General features: G+C 70.1%; 12 protein-coding genes. 3 read left to right on the top strand and 9 right to left on the bottom strand.

Annotation, left to right across the window (positions count from 1 at the left end; translation table 11 throughout):
• Positions 1 to 5: 5 nt before the first annotated feature.
• The 4 genes from ACL03I_RS24210 to ACL03I_RS24225 form a co-directional block, all read right to left on the bottom strand.
• Positions 6 to 239, bottom strand: a complete 234-nt coding sequence (locus tag ACL03I_RS24210; protein WP_355079011.1) for a DUF167 domain-containing protein — start codon at positions 237 to 239, stop codon at positions 6 to 8.
• Complete coding sequence (locus tag ACL03I_RS24215) at positions 196 to 1188, bottom strand: DUF4349 domain-containing protein (RefSeq protein WP_364437825.1); 993 nt, start codon at positions 1186 to 1188, stop codon at positions 196 to 198. The genes ACL03I_RS24210 and ACL03I_RS24215 overlap by 44 nt, the downstream gene beginning before the upstream one ends.
• An 88-nt stretch (positions 1189 to 1276) precedes the next feature.
• Complete coding sequence (locus tag ACL03I_RS24220; protein WP_412807015.1) at positions 1277 to 4630, bottom strand: error-prone DNA polymerase; 3354 nt, start codon at positions 4628 to 4630, stop codon at positions 1277 to 1279.
• 54 nt (positions 4631 to 4684) lie between these two features.
• Positions 4685 to 5140 carry a hypothetical protein gene (locus ACL03I_RS24225; protein ID WP_356964698.1) on the bottom strand — a complete coding sequence of 152 codons (456 nt, stop codon included), beginning with the start codon at positions 5138 to 5140 and terminating at the stop codon, positions 4685 to 4687.
• A gap of 226 nt (positions 5141 to 5366) precedes the next feature.
• Between ACL03I_RS24225 and ACL03I_RS24230 the strand changes: the two genes are divergently transcribed.
• Entirely contained in the window at positions 5367 to 6323 is a 957-nt protein-coding gene (locus ACL03I_RS24230) for an SDR family NAD(P)-dependent oxidoreductase (RefSeq protein WP_355079004.1), read from the top strand.
• A gap of 38 nt (positions 6324 to 6361) precedes the next feature.
• Here ACL03I_RS24230 and ACL03I_RS24235 read toward each other — a convergent pair whose 3' ends face one another.
• Positions 6362 to 7117, bottom strand: a complete 756-nt coding sequence (locus ACL03I_RS24235) for an alpha/beta fold hydrolase (RefSeq protein WP_355079002.1) — start codon at positions 7115 to 7117, stop codon at positions 6362 to 6364.
• A gap of 196 nt (positions 7118 to 7313) precedes the next feature.
• Here ACL03I_RS24235 and ACL03I_RS24240 point away from each other — a divergent pair, with 196 nt between their 5' ends.
• The gene (locus tag ACL03I_RS24240; RefSeq protein ID WP_412807016.1) at positions 7314 to 8012 is read left to right on the top strand and encodes a class I SAM-dependent DNA methyltransferase; all 699 of its coding nucleotides are present in this window, start codon (positions 7314 to 7316) and stop codon (positions 8010 to 8012) included.
• A 6-nt stretch (positions 8013 to 8018) separates the two neighbouring features.
• On the opposite strand, the gene ACL03I_RS24245 is transcribed toward ACL03I_RS24240, so the two are convergent.
• Both ACL03I_RS24245 and ACL03I_RS24250 read right to left on the bottom strand, forming a co-directional pair.
• Entirely contained in the window at positions 8019 to 9605 is a 1587-nt protein-coding gene (locus ACL03I_RS24245; RefSeq protein WP_412807017.1) for a DNA polymerase Y family protein, read from the bottom strand.
• A 25-nt stretch (positions 9606 to 9630) separates the two neighbouring features.
• Positions 9631 to 10317 carry a hypothetical protein gene (locus ACL03I_RS24250; RefSeq protein WP_355078996.1) on the bottom strand — a complete coding sequence of 229 codons (687 nt, stop codon included), beginning with the start codon at positions 10315 to 10317 and terminating at the stop codon, positions 9631 to 9633.
• A 659-nt stretch (positions 10318 to 10976) separates the two neighbouring features.
• Here ACL03I_RS24250 and ACL03I_RS24255 point away from each other — a divergent pair.
• Positions 10977 to 12098, top strand: coding sequence for a serine/threonine-protein kinase (locus tag ACL03I_RS24255; protein WP_355078994.1), 1122 nt, complete (start codon positions 10977 to 10979; stop codon positions 12096 to 12098).
• A gap of 28 nt (positions 12099 to 12126) precedes the next feature.
• Here ACL03I_RS24255 and ACL03I_RS24260 read toward each other — a convergent pair whose 3' ends face one another.
• Complete coding sequence (locus ACL03I_RS24260; RefSeq protein WP_157111826.1) at positions 12127 to 12762, bottom strand: response regulator; 636 nt, start codon at positions 12760 to 12762, stop codon at positions 12127 to 12129.
• A 96-nt stretch (positions 12763 to 12858) separates the two neighbouring features.
• Positions 12859 to 14178 carry a PspC domain-containing protein gene (locus ACL03I_RS24265; protein WP_355078992.1) on the bottom strand — a complete coding sequence of 440 codons (1320 nt, stop codon included), beginning with the start codon at positions 14176 to 14178 and terminating at the stop codon, positions 12859 to 12861.
• Between the last annotated feature and the right edge of the window lie 92 nt (positions 14179 to 14270).

Genomic DNA, 14270 nt, shown 5'->3' on the forward strand with positions numbered 1-14270 from the left:
CGACATCAAGGCACGTCGATTTCGAATCGTTTGAAGCGGGAGGTCGCGCCCGCCGTCAGCCGGACGGCGGACTTGGGGACTCCGTAGTGGCCTGCGAGCAACTCGATAGCGGCCTTGTTGGCCTTGCCTTCGACGGCGGGAGCCCGCACGTACAGTTGCAGGCTCCCGTCGTCGAGGGTCTCCACCAGCGGTCCCTTACGGCTGTTCGGCTTGATCGTCGCCCTTACCACCGTCGGCACTCTTGCCTCCTGCGCTGGTCTCCGCGCCATCCGAGGCGCTGCTCACCGGCTCCGGTGCCGATTCTCCCGCACCGGGCGTGGGCTTGCGCCGCCGCACCAGGCGCACGATCCCCCACAGCACGGCGGCTACCACCGCGAGGAAGCCCAGCCACGGAATCGCTTTGCCGCTGAACACCATCGCGTCCTGCAGCCAGTCCACCAGCGAGTTCCAGCCGGAGACGATGCCGTCCCAGAAGTTGTCGGGGTCGTCGCCGGAGTTCTTGTGATCGGTGGTGACGTCGATGGTCAGCGTGGACAGGGCGACCTGGTCGTCGAGCCTGCGCTTCTGCGCGGTGAGGCTGTCCAGCTCACCCTGGCGGCTGGACAGCGCCTGCTCGGCGGCGATCAGGTCGGAGGTGGTGGTGGCGCCCGCGATGAGTCCGCGCAGCCGGTCGACCGAGGCTTGCAGTGCCTTGATCCGCGCGTCCAGGTCCTCCCAGTGCATGGTGACGTCGTCGCGATTGGTGGTGACCCGGGTGATCTGTCCGACCCCGCCGAGGCCCGCGATGAACGCGTCGGTCTTGTCCGCGGGCAGCCGGACGACGAGCGTGGCGCTTGGCTCGGTGTCGTCGGTGCCGGGCTGCTCGGTGCGGCTGTCGACTCGGCCGCCCGCGGCGCGCACCTGGTCGATGATCGTGCCCGCCGCGGTGACCGGCGCGTCCGCGGTGATCTCGACGCTGCCGGTGACCACCTCCTTGCGGGTGGACGTCGGTTCGGCGCCGGAGTTGTCCTCCCGCTTGGGCGGCGCCTGCTCGTGCAGCCCCGGGGGCACGAGCGCGGGAGCCGCGGGTCCCGGCCCGGTGACGATCGTCGGCGTCCGATCCCGAGCGGGTGCCGCGTTGTCGTCACCGCAGCCGGTGAGCAAGATCAACCCCAGCGCGCCGACGCACAGCACAGCAAGCTTCCTCATGCCTGGCACAGTAGCCGTTCGCACTGCGCGAAAAGCCGCGCATAACGGTTCTCTAGAACGCTTCTAACACTTCCTTAAAGCAACCGGCTCAACGGAAGTCGCGCGATTTGGACGCCATCCGCAGATCCATGCGCTGCAGATGTTCGGCGACCACGCTGACCACGCCCTCGGCATTCTGCACCCGCCCGCGGATGAGCAGCGCGGCCGCGCCTTGGGCCAGTCGCCGGTAGCGCCGCCACAGCCCCAGCGAGCAGACGATGTTCACCATGCCGGTTTCGTCTTCCAGATTGAGAAAGGTGATGCCCTCCGCGGTCGCGGGACGCTGCCGATGCGTCACCGCGCCGCCCACCAGGACCCGCGAGCCGTCGGGCACGGTGCGCAGGCCGGAGGCGGGTATGACGCCGAGGGCGTCCAGGTGGGAGCGCAGGAACTGCGTCGGGTAACTGCCCGGCGAAACGCCCGTGGCCCAGACGTCGGCGGCGGCCGTCTCCAGATCGCTCATCCCGGGCAGGACGGGCGCGGTGGTGGACGCGCCGGTGCCGGGCAACCGGTCCGGGCGCTCACCCGCGGCGGCGCCCGCCGCCCAGAGCGCTTCCCGGCGGGCGCTGCCCAGGCTGCCGAGCGCGCCCGCCGTGGCGAGCGATTCCGCTTGCGCGACAGTGAGTTCCACCCGGCTGGTCAGGTCGAGGAAAGACGTGTAGGGTCGCTCACCCCTGGCGGCGACGATGCGCTCGGCGAGGTCGTCGCCGATCTGGCGGATCGCGGCGAGACCGAGGCGCACTTCGGTGCCCTTCGCCTCGAGGGTGGGCTCGGCGCGGCTGGCGTTGACGTCGGGACCGTGCACCACGACCCCGTGCCTGCGCGCGTCGGCGACCAGTGATTGCGGCGAGTAGAACCCCATCGGCTGGGCGCGCAGCAGACCCGCGCAGAAGGCGGCGGGATGATGCAGTTTGAACCAGGCCGAGTAGTAGACGATCGAGGCGAAGCTCTGCGAATGACTCTCGGGAAAGCCGAAATTCGCGAAGGCGTAGAGCTTCTCGTAGATACGGTCGGCGACCTCGCCGGTGATGCCGTGCCGCTCCCGCATGCCCTGGTAGAGCCGCGCTTTGAGACGTTCCATGCGCTCCGGTGACCGCTTGGAGCCCATGGCGCGGCGCAGCTGATCGGCCTCCACGGCGGTGAATCCGGCGACGTCGACGGCCATCTGCATGAGCTGCTCTTGGAACAGCGGCACGCCGAGCGTGCGTTCCAGCGAATTCTTCAGCGCCGGATGGTCGTAGACGACGTCCTCGGCCCCGTTGCGCCTGCGGATATAGGGATGCACCGACCCGCCCTGGATCGGGCCGGGGCGGATCAGCGCCACCTCGACCACCAGGTCGTAGAAGCTGCGCGGGCGCAGCCGGGGCAGGGTGGCCATCTGCGCACGCGACTCCACCTGGAAGACACCGACCGAGTCCGCGCGCGAAAGCATCTCGTAGACCTCGGGTTCGGCCAGGTCGAGCGCGTGCAGCTCGACGGTCTCGCCTTCGTGCTCGCGCACCAGGTCGATCATGTAGTGCAGCGCGGAGAGCATGCCGAGGCCGAGCATGTCGAACTTCACCAGATCGATGGCCGCGCAATCGTCCTTGTCCCACTGCAGGACGCTGCGGCCGGACATGCGCGCCCATTCCACCGGGCAGACGTCGGCGATCGGCCGGTCGCAGATCACCATGCCGCCGGAATGGATGCCGAGATGCCGCGGCAGCCCCTCGATATCGGCGGCCAGTTCCAGCACCTCGGCGGGGATGTCGGTGTTCGTCTCCGCGCCCACGCCGGTCCAGCGGCTCACCTGCTTGCTCCACGCGTCCTGCTGGCCGGGCGAGAATCCCAGCGCCCGTGCGGCATCGCGCACCGCGGACTTGCCGCGATAGGTGATCACATTGGCCACCTGCGCGGCGTATTCGCGGCCGTACTTGCGGTAGACGTGTTGGATCGCCTCTTCTCTGCGATCGGATTCGATGTCGACGTCGATGTCCGGCGGGCCGTCGCGCTCCGGGGAGAGGAAACGCTCGAACAGCAAGTGGTTGCGCACCGGGTCGACATTGGTGATGCCGATCGCGTAGCAGACCGCGGAGTTGGCCGCCGACCCGCGGCCCTGGCAGAGGATGTCGTTGTCCTTGCAGAAGCTGACGATGTCGTGCACCACCAGGAAGTAACCGGGGAATTCCAGGTCGTTGATCACCGCGAGCTCGTGCTCGATCTGCCGGTAGGCCTCCGGGTTCTCCTGGGGAGTCCCGTAGCGCGCCGCGGCGCCCGCCATGGCGAGTTCGCGCAGCCAGGACTGCTCGTCGTGTCCGGCGGGCACGTCGAAGGGCGGCAGTTTCGGAGCGATCAACTGCAGGTCGAAGGCGCATTCGCGAGCCAGGGCCGCCGCGTTCGCCACCGCCTGCGGGCAGTCGGCGAACAACCGCGCCATCTCCGCCCCGGACCGCAGGTGCGCACCGCCCGCAGGGGCCAGCCAGCCCGCTATCTCGTCCAAGCTCTGCCTGGCCCGGATCGCCGCGAGCGCCATGGCTCGGCGACGCCCGCTCGGTGCGGCGAAATGCGCTCCGGTGGTGGCGAGCACCGGGAGGCCGAGACGATCGGCCAGGGCGATGAGATGAGCGTTGCGCTCGTCGTCCTCCGGGATGCCGTGATGGGTGAGTTCCACGCTCACCCGATCGGCGCCGAAGCGGTCGGTGAGTTCCCGCAACGCGGCTTCCGAACGCTCGAGCCGGGTGCTGCCCGCGCGCGAGTCGAGTTCGAGCGCCTGGCGCAGGTGACCCTTTTGGCATCCGGTCAGGATGTGCCAGTGCCCCTCGGCCGCCGCGGTGAGCGTGTCGAGGTCGTAGCGCAGGATGCCCTTCTCCCCTGCGGCCATGTGCGCGGCGGCGATCTCTCGGGAAAGCCTGCGGTAGCCCTCTTGGCCGCGGGCCAGCACCAGCAGGTGCGGCCCGGCCGGGTCCGGCGCGCCGGTGCGCGGCGCCGAGTCGGGGGCGGCGGCGTGCCCGCGCACGGCGCCCGGCACGTGTGGTTCGAGTGCCGTGCCGAGCGACAGTTCGGCTCCGAAGACGGTGGGCATGCCCCATTCCTTGGCCGCCTCGGCGAAACGGACGGTGCCGTAGAAGCCGTCGTGGTCGGTGAGCGCGATCGCCGTCAGGCCGAGCCGCACCGCCTCCTCCACCAGTTCCTCCGGCTGGCTCGCACCGTCCAGGAAGCTGTAGGCCGAATGCGCGTGCAGCTCCGCGTACGGGACCGTCGGTTCATCGACAGGGCGCACCGGCTCGGGCCGGTACTCGCCGCGCTTACGCGACCACGCCGGACTGTCGCCGCCGTCGCCCGGATACGTCACATCGGGGCTCGGCCGCCCGGACAGCACCCGCTCCATCTCCGCCCAGCTGGGCGGACCGTTTCCCCAGCCCACGACTCACCTCCTCGTCTCGAACATACATTCGAAGACGGACGATGTACAGGCAGGTCAGGACGCCCGGAGACGCTCCACGGAACCGGCGGACAGAGCGGCCTCGACACCTTTCAGACGAGTCCGGATGAGCGCGCCGTAGGCATCGGAGGCGAGGACGTCGAGATGCCCGCGCGCGATGGCCAACTGCATCCTGGCCACTTCGAACTCGCCGACCCGGCGATGACTGTCGGCCAGGTTCAAGTAGAGCGACGGCAAGAAGCCGCGCAGGCCTTCATCGAGCGGCACACCGGGCCCGAACACCGCGGCCAGCGCGCGCTGATCCCAGCGCAGCGCCTCGGCGGGCTCCTCCTGGAGATCGGCGAGATGATGTGCGACCACGCAGCGCTGCAACACCCCGCCGTGTTCGCCGAGTTCGTCCCAGAGCTTTTCCAACGCCCGTCGCCCCGCCGCGGGGTCGACGCCACCGAGCCGCACCGCGGCAAACACCTCCGCCATCCGATCGTCCGACATGCGCTGAGTATCGCACATATGTTCGAACGTTTCGAGAGTTGTTCGATCCGTTTCGCGCATTCGCAAACCCCCAGGCCGCGTGCGGTTCTCGACCCGAAAGGCCGCACCGGCGCGACACGCCGCGACGACCGGGGGCGGCCGATCCCGGACGCGACCTAGGGCACTTGGCAGGGAACTTACTTTGGAGTAAGTTCATGACCACCAGACCTGCAAAGGAGCAGCAGCGATGACCGACGCCCCCGCTGAGCCCGCCCGCCGCCGGCGCCACAACCGCGACCTCACCGGGCGGCATGTCCTCATCACCGGGGCATCCTCCGGGATCGGGCGGGCGGCCGCGCTCGCGGTCGCAGGCAAGGGCGCCACCGTGTTCCTGCTCGCGCGCCGTGGTGAGGAACTCGCCGCGGTCGTCGACGAGATCAGGGCGGCGGGCGGCTCGGCCTACGGGTATTCCTGCGACATCACCGATTCCGATTCCGTCGACCAGGTGATCAAAACCGTTCTGGACGAACACGGTCACGTGGACATGCTGGTGAACAACGCCGGCCGCTCCATCCGCCGCGCCATCCACCGCTCCACCGACCGGTTGCACGACTTCGAACGCACCATGGCCGTCAACTACTTCGGCGCGCTGCGGCTGACGCTGGCCCTGCTGCCCCAGATGCGGGAACGCAAGTTCGGGCACGTCGTCAACATCAGCAGCGCGGGCGTGCAGGTGGCCACGCCGCGGTTCTCGGCATATCTGGCCAGCAAGGCGGCACTGGACAAGTTCACCGAGGTGGCAGCCGTCGAGACCATGGCGGACGGCGTCACGTTCACCACCATCCACATGCCGCTGGTGCGCACGCCCATGATCACCCCGAGCGGCGACCAGGGCCCCGCCGAGTCGCCCGAGTGGGCGGCCGCGACCATCGTGCGCGCCCTGACCGAACGACCCAAGCGCATCGACGTGCCTTTGGGCACCATCGCCGAATACGGCGCGCTGCTCACCCCGAAGATCCGCGACCGCGTCCTACACCGCTACTACCGCGCGCTACCCGACTCCCCCGCAGCCAAAGGCGAGTCGACCACCCCCGAAGAACCGGCCGAACCACACCCCCAGCCCCGCCCCCGATCAACCACACGCCGCCTCACCGGCACGGCCCTACGCCGCGCCGCCCGCTGGGTCCCCGGCACGCACTGGTAAGGCGTCCGTGACCGGCACAACCATGTGCCACTCGCGGTTCAACCCGCCAGGAATGGGCGGACGGTTGCGGCGAAGTCGAAGTAGCGGTCGCGGTGGATGCTGTGGCCGCAGGTGAAGGTGGTCACCGTGCAGTCGGTGATGCTTTCTTGCAGGATGGCGAGTTTCTCCGGATCGACCATGCCGCCCGGTCCGCCGCACAACACCAAGGTGGGCGCGGTGATGTCGGAGAGTCGGTCCCACCACTCCGGGTTCGGCTTACGGAACTGCTCCAGCGCGGTCTTCGTCATGGAGCGGTCGAAGGCGAGCACCGCGCGCGGGTGCCGGACCAGGCTGGAAGTGGCGTGCCACAGTTCGGGCGCGGTGGGAAACCGGCGGGTCAGGCGCAATTCCTCGGCGCCGGACCGCAGCGGGAGCGGGCATTCCTCGATGACCAGCCTGCGCACCAGTTCCGGGCGCTCCTGCGCGACGCGCGACACCGCGTAACCGCCGAGCGAATGCCCGACCAGATCCACCACGGGCAGTTCCAGGTGGTCGCACAGGCGCAGCAGATCGTCGCCGAACTCGTCGAAGAGATAGGAATCGGTGTGTGAGCTACGGCCGTGTCCGCGGAGATCGGGGATGATCACGCGGCGTCCGGATCGCACGAGAACACGCGCGAACCGGTCCCAGGTGTACCCGTCGCCGCCCATGCCGTGCACGAGCAGCACAGGGATGTCGCTGACCGCGCCCACCCCCGAATCCCGATAGGCGATCCGCACGTCTCCGAATGTCACCTGGCCCAGCGTCAGATCCACGACATAGGAGGATACCGGCAGTCATGCCATACCCTGGCGTGGTGTAGCGCTGATCACCCAACGGCGAAAACGCAGTTCGAACGGCACTTACCAGGTCCGATACCCGCGCCATCGCGAAGTTCGTTGCCCACATTGGTGTTTAGACCGGCGCGAAAAATCCCTGGCGCGTGGGCGAACTCGGAGCAATACTCGCCGCATGCCCTCCTTCGCCGATTTCGATCGCCGCGACTACCGCACCGTCGACGTGGCCACGGGGTACGACGGTTGGGCCCCCACCTACGAACAGACCGTCCTGGACGAGATGGATCTCGCTCTGCTCGGGCGACTGCGGCTGGACCTCGGCCGGGTGCGGCGCGCGGCCGACCTCGGCTGCGGCACCGGGCGAACCGGAACCTGGTTGCGAGACCGCGGAATACCGCACATCGACGGCGTCGACGTGAGCCAGGGGATGCTGGCGTTGGCGGCCGAGCGCGGCGCCCACACCACGCTGACCCGAGCGGACGTGCGAGCCACCGGTCTGCCGGAAGGCGCCTACGACCTGGTGATCGCGTCGCTGATCGATGAGCACCTACCGGAGCTGGCGCCGTTCTACGCGGAGGCGTGGCGGCTGGCCGCACCGGGCGCGCGCTGCGTACTGGTCAGCTACCACCCGCAATTCATCATGGTTTCCGGAATGCCGACGCACTACACCGACCCTTCCGGCGAACCGGTGGCGATCAGCACCCACCTGCACTTGGTCAGCGAGCACCTGTCGGCCGGTTTGGCCGCGGGCTGGGTCCTCACCGAGGTAGCCGAGGCACTGGTCGACGACGCATGGCTGGCCCGCAAACCGAAATGGGCCGTCCTGCGCGGACATCCGTTCACGTTGGCGACCGTGTGGTCGCGCCCGGAATGAAGCCTCTCAGCCGTAAATCCCTTCGGCGTGCCAGGTTTCGTCGTGATAGACCAGCAGCAGCACCCGGCTGGCGGCGGGGGCGTCGTCGAGTTGGACCTGTGCGCGGGCAGTGAATTCCGCGTCGTCCGCATCGGGGGCCCACCAGCGTTCGTCCACCGGCCACGGGCCGGCCCAGCCGGTGAGCCGCCACTGTTTGCTCCCCCAGCGCAACAGCGCGGGGTCGGCGTCGAACAGGGCGCGGTCGGTGACCTTGACGGGCGCGCCGTCGGCGGCTTCCAGTCGTACCAGCGGACGGTTCATCAGGATCACGGCGGGGGCGGGCTCGGGCAGCCGGCCCGGCCATGGCTGCGCGGGGTCGGCGGCGGGGACGAGTTCGTCACCCAGCGTGACCATGGTGATTCGTTCGGCGGGGCCGCGTCCGCCGCTCAGCACGCCGACACGCACCGCTTCCCCGCCGAGCAGACCCTGCACTCGGATGAGCGCGCGGCGGGCGCGTTCGTCCTCTTCCCCGTCCCCGCCCCACAAGCCGAGCTGCAGCGCGCCCGCCGTGACCACCTCGACCGGTTCCAGCCGCAGCACAGTGATCGGCGCGGTGGGCCGCGCACCGTCGCGCCGGGTGAGCCAGCCGTCCAGCTGCCAGCGCACCCGATCCGCCGTGCCCTCCGGCGTGAGCGGCTCGGCGCAGCGCCAGATTCGCGAAAGATGTTCCCCCGCCGCAGTTTCCGCGTACACCGAAAGCCTGGTGCAGGCCAGCCCGGCATCCGCGAGCGCGCTGTGCAGCCGGGTGGCGAGCAGGCGACCGGCGAAGGCGGCCGCGTCTACCCGCTCGATCGGCGGATCACAGCGGTACTCCACCACCAGATCCGGCGGTGGCTGCCGCGCGGACGGCGGACGCTCCGGCTCGGCCCTGGCACAGCGATGCGCGAGCACGGCGTCGGTGCCGAACCGGGAGGCGACCTCCGCCGCGGAGAGCGCGGCGAAATCGCCGACCCTGCGTAGCCCCAAGCGGTGCAGCAGATCGACCAGCTCGGCGCGTTCCGGGGCGGCCAGGCTCGGTTCGACCGCGAGTTCCCCCACCGGTAGCGGTGCGAGAAACCGTGCCCCCTCCCCCGCCGACACGATCGCGGCGCGGCGGGCGGCGATCACCGCCGTGGACAGCTCGTCGGCGATCCCGATCTGCGCTTCCGCCCCGGCTGCTGCCACCGCGTCGACCAGGCGCTCGGCTGCCGCCTCCTCGGATCCGAAGAACCGCGCCGCGCCGCGCGCGCCGAGCACGAGCAGGCCGGGGCGCAGCACCTCCACACCGGGCACCGTCGCTGCCACCGCGGCGACCAGCGGTTCGAACAGTCGCGCGTCCCGATCCTGATCCTGTTGCGCGAGGAACAGCTCGGGGCAGCGTGCCTGCGCCTCCCTGCGCTTCAAACCGCGGCGCACCCCTTCGGCTCGCGCGATCGCCGAACAGGCCACCACCCGGTTGGCGAACAGCACCGCCACCGGCCGTGTCGCGGGCAGGCCTGCCACCGCCGCCGCGGCGACCGCGGGCCAGTCCGGGCACCACAGGGCGAGCACCCGCTTGGCTCCCGGCCGGATCACGGCGCCGCACCGCGGGCCGCGGCACTCACGACACCGCCTCCTGTGTGTCGACGGCTTCGACCGGCGGAGCCGCCTTTTCGCGCAGCACCCATTCCACGCGCCCCGCATTCGGGCACAAATCCAGCCGCCCACGCCGTGGCGGTCCCGCCTTGCCGCGCACTTCGACCGTCAAACCGAGCGAACGCAAGCGTCCGCGCCCGCGGCCGAGACCGGCATACCCCGCGATGCGGGCATCGAGCTGGAGGGACGCGCCGGGCCAGCGACCGTCGGCGACCACCAGGGTGGCGCCCTTGTTGCGGGCGCGGGCGGCGATCACCCGGCTGCGAGCGGGCGCGACGGCGGCGCCCCCGAGTCCGAGTACGACCAGATCGAGCCCGTCGAGCAGCACCGCGGCCACTTCCACCGGGTCGGGGCCGGGATCGGCGATCACGGCCAGCCGCCGCAACTGCGCCCCCATCTCCACCGCGGCGAGCAGACCGAGCCGGGGCATGCCCACCACCGCGGCGTGCCCACCGCCCTCGGTCACCGCGGCGAGCAGACCGGCCAGCAACGAACTCGCTCCCGTGTACGCCACCACGGAGCCCTTGACCAAGCCACCATCCGGCAACAACGGTGCGAGAGCCGTGGGCACCGGCAATGCCGCTCGGCGGGCCCCGTCTCCGAGCGGAGCCCGCTGTGCTGCCGATTCACCGCGACCCGGCACCGCAGCCATGCGGCTACGCAGCTCAGTGAGGGATGGGGCACCTTCCCGCCCACCACTGCGTCGCGCCGGCGCGCCCCGATTCACCCCTCCCTGCGAGATCGCATCCGAACCCATCTCAACCACCTACTTCCCGCGATGGACCCGAGGCGAAGCATGCGGAGCGACCCTCCATTCGAGCGCCAGCACCGATTCAGCTATCGATTCGCATCGAATATACGTTCGATACCGACACAGTAGAAACCGACCCCCGGGTTTCCGTCAAGGGTTCGGCAGCCTCGTGTCGCGGTCACGCGGGTCCGATCCGGCTTCGAGTGGAATCTGTGCAGGTCCAGCACGCGGGTGTCGACACGAGATGGAGTGCGAGCGATCCGCGACAGCCCTCGTTTCGCACCCGCGGCGCCCTCCGCAGGCGAGGCCGCCTGGCCGTCGGTTCCGCCCGGCGACCGCCGCCGGGCAACCTCGCCGCAGCTTCCCCCTGCCCCGCCGCAAGACGCATCGGGACCGGATCCGGCGCGCGCCCGGCTACCACGCCCGGCACCGGTTCATCGGTATGGTGTGGGGCACACATTCGAACCGAGAGCGGGCGTGACACATACCAGTGCCTCATGTCCGCCTATGCGCGAACACGAATCAGGCCAGCTAGCCCCATTTTCCGCTACCCTGCACCCGTGACCGAACGCGCTCGTCCTACTGTCGGCCCCCAATATCTCGTCGCAGGCCGCTACCGCCTCCAGTCGAAGCTGGGTGGCGGCGGCATGGGCGCGGTATGGCTGGCGCACGACCGCCTGCTCGACCGGGACGTCGCGATCAAGCAGGTGCTCACCACGGCCGGGCTCGATGAGGCCGAAGCCGAGGCGGTCCGCAACCAGATCATGCACGAGGGCCGGGTCGCCGCGAAACTCTCGCACGACCACGCGATCGCCGTGTACGACGTGGTGCTCGAGGCCGGTGAGCCCTGGCTGGTGATGGAGCACCTGCCGTCGCGCAGTGTCGCGAAGGCGCTCGCGCTGGTCGATACGCTGCCGCCGATCGAGGTCGCGCAGATCGGCGCCCAGGTCGCCGACGCGCTGGCCGCCGCGCACGCGGTCGGCATCGTGCACCGGGATATCAAGCCGGGCAACATCCTCGTCGCCGACCGTGGCACCGGCGTGGGCATGGCGAAACTCAGCGACTTCGGCATCTCCAGCGGCGCGGGCGACCTGCTCGACGAACCGGACGGCGTGATCACCGGCACCCCCTCCTACCTGCCCCCCGAGGTCGCGCGCGGAGCGCAACCGACCAAGGCCAGCGACGTGTTCTCCCTGGGCGCCACGCTCTACACCGCGATCGAAGGACAGCCGCCGTACGGCTTCGACGAGGACAGCGACGTCATCGTGCACCGCGCCGCCATGGCGCAGATCATCCCGCCGACCCGCAGCGGCATGCTCACCCAGGCGCTGCTGCACATGATGGAGCCCGCGCCGCAGCGCCGCCCAACCATGGCCGAGGCGCGCGACGAAATCCTCACCGCCGCTTTCGGTCCCGGCACCGGACCGTACATTCTGGGCGCGCCCGTCCGCACCGAGGACGGAACCATCCCGTTCTGGGCCGCGCGCAATTCGGCATCCGGGATCCGCAGCCAGCACTCCACGCCGCTCCCCCGCCCGCACCGCAACCTCGCGGGAGCGGCCGCGGCCACGCCCCCGCAGCGCACCAGGAATTCTCAGCCCGGCAACGCCCCCCTGGCCATCGCCGTCGGCCTGCTGATCGGCCTGGTCATCATCATCGGGATCATCGTCGCAGTCCTCTGACGTCCGGGCACCCGGAGCCGAACGGCAGTCAGTCGATGCGGCGGCGGTGGGCCCATCGGGTCAGGGCGTTGCGGTTGGACTGCTGGGTCTTGCGCAGGACGTTGGAGGCGTGCGTCTCCACGGTTTTGACCGAGATGAAGAGTGATTCGGCGATCTCGCGGTACGTGTAGCCGCGCGCGAGCAGGCGCAGGACCTCGAGCTCACGCGGGGTCAGGGAGTCGAGTTCGGGATCCAAGGGCGGCTCGGGTACCGGGGACCTCCCGGTGAACGAGTCCAGGACGAAACCGGCCAAGCGCGGGCTGAAGACCGCATCGCCGCCCGCCACCCGGCGGATGCCGTCGGCCAGCTCGGCTCCCGAAATCGTCTTGGTGACATACCCTCTGGCCCCGGCCCGGATCACCGCGATCACGTCCTCGGCCGCGTCGGACACGCTCAGCGCCAGGCACACCGGCCCCGGCTCGATACCCGCCAGCACCGCCACCCCACCGCCGTCGGGCATGTGCACGTCGAGCAGGACGACGTCCGGTCGCTCGGCATTGATCCCGGCTACCGCCTCCGCGACCCCGCCGGCCTCACCGACCACCTCCATGTCCGCCTCCCGGCTCAATTCAGCACGCACACCCGACCGAAAAACGGCGTGATCATCGACGAGAAAGACCCGCACGGTCACCTACTTCTCCTAACCGACCCTTGACCCCCAACCCGTACCACACTCGTCCCCCACACGCCTGTCTCGTCCTGGCAGGTGCGGAACGCGTGCCTAGTGGGCGGCCGGAGCGGGCTCTTCGTCCAAGGGGGCGCAGCCGGAATCGGTCCGCGGCATGGTGATTCGGACCTCGGTGCCGCGACCCGGCGTCGACAGGATGTCCACCTGGCCGCCGCGGCGCTCGATCCGGCCGCGAATGGACTTCGCCAGGCCGCGACGATCCTCCGGCACGGACGCGAGGTCGAAGCCGGAGCCGCGGTCACGGACGAAGATGCTCACCTGATGCGGCTCGACCTCGGCGAACAGATCGATCTCCGGGACACCCGCGTGCTTCGCGGCGTTGACCAGCGCTTCCCTGCTCGCGCCGAGCAGGGCGGTGAAGTGTTCCTTCGGCAGACCCGATCCGGAGCCGTCGACGTCCATCGATACGTCGCCGACGGTCACCGGCGCCACCTTCACGCCGTGCTGGTCCTCCACCTCGCCCGCGATGGTCCGCAGGGCCGCGGCCAAGCTCGACTGCGCGGGCCCGGAATCCTCGAACAGCCATTTCCGCAGTTCCCGCTCCTGGCTGCGGGCCAACCGCAGCACTTCCTGCGGGTCGTCGGCCTGACGCTGGATGAGCGCGAGTGTCTGGAGCACGGAATCGTGCAGGTGCGAGGCGATCTCCTCACGTTCCTCGTTGCGGATGCGGGCGGCGCGCTCGGCGTTCAGCGCGCGCATCATGCGCAGCCACAGCGGAACCGTCAGCAGTCCCGCACCGATCAGCGTGACCGCCACCGCCAGCAGCGCCGATCCGATCGAGCTCAAATTGATCCTGGCCAGCACCACCACACCCAGACCGGCCACGATCAGCGTCGCACCGGCGACGATGCGCGACCAGGTGACCACCGATGGACGCGCGGGCAGCCCGAGCAGCGAGCGCGGCCCGTCGACGTCGTACTCCCGCCACACCAGCGCCGCGCCGACCGCCACCACGATGATCGGCGCGATCACCTTCGCCGCGGTCCCGCTGAACACCCAGGACACCGCGATCGCGAGCCCGAGCCCGAGCATCGCGAGCCCGATCGCCTGCCGCCGCTCCGTACCGGAGGGTTTCGCCTGATCCGACCCGCCGGGCGTGAAGATCCACAGCAGCCCGTACGCGACGATGCCCGCCCCGGCCAGCGCGGACAGCAGCACGAACGCCATCCGCACCTTGAACACGTCGACGCCGAGATGGTCGGCCAGACCGCCCGCCACTCCGCCGACGACCCGGCCGCCCGACCGGCGGAAGATCCGCGCCTGCGGCGGCCATGGGACCGGCGCGGGCGCGGGACCCAGCCCACGTGCGGCGTCGAACCCCCGGGTGTCGAACGCGGGAACAGACGGGTACATGTCTTCGATACTGGCACGGCGACGAAGCTGCCAGCATCGGGATTCACCCTGATCTCGCTTGCTCGACCACACCCGCGCCGACCAGGGCGTAC

The organism is Nocardia sichangensis (assembly GCF_047200615.1).
GTDB lineage: Bacteria > Actinomycetota > Actinomycetes > Mycobacteriales > Mycobacteriaceae > Nocardia > Nocardia sichangensis.